Genomic DNA, 434 nt, shown 5'->3' with positions numbered 1-434 from the left:
CTTCCGCGCGCCGCCCGCCCCCGACCCCGAGTCCTCCCTCACCGGTGTGCTCTACGAGGGCTATCCGACCGACGCCCCGTATGTCGTGCAGGCCGCGGACCACTGGCTGTACGAGGGGACGGGCGTGCGCCCCGGCGACGGCTTCGAGCATCTGGTCGGTGTCGGGTACGACCGTGTCTCCCCCGGCTGTCCCGTCCCCGAGCCACTTGAGATCACCGCCCACTCGCCGCTGCTGTGCAAGGGCAGCGCCGGCCACAGCGACTCGGCGTACTACACCGTCGGCGGCGGCGCGGGTGTCTTCGCGACCGGCACCATGCGCTGGGTGGAGGCGTTGATGGCCGGCACCGCCGACGGCGGTCGCGACCACGGCATGGACGCCCGCACCCGCGCCTTCGTCACCCGGACCACGGAGAACCTCCTGCGCGGCTTCGCCG

1 protein-coding gene is annotated in these 434 nt (G+C 73.3%); it reads left to right on the top strand.

The window, feature by feature from the left end; genetic code table 11:
• The coding region (locus GRC12_RS45070) for a N,N-dimethylformamidase beta subunit family domain-containing protein (RefSeq protein ID WP_368861657.1) at window positions 1–434 on the top strand (434 nt) is incomplete at both ends.

The sequence above is a fragment of the Streptomyces griseorubiginosus genome (genome assembly GCF_017614965.1).
Classification (GTDB): Bacteria; Actinomycetota; Actinomycetes; order Streptomycetales; family Streptomycetaceae; genus Streptomyces; species Streptomyces griseorubiginosus_B.
This window is presented reverse-complemented; position numbering and strand designations above follow the sequence as displayed.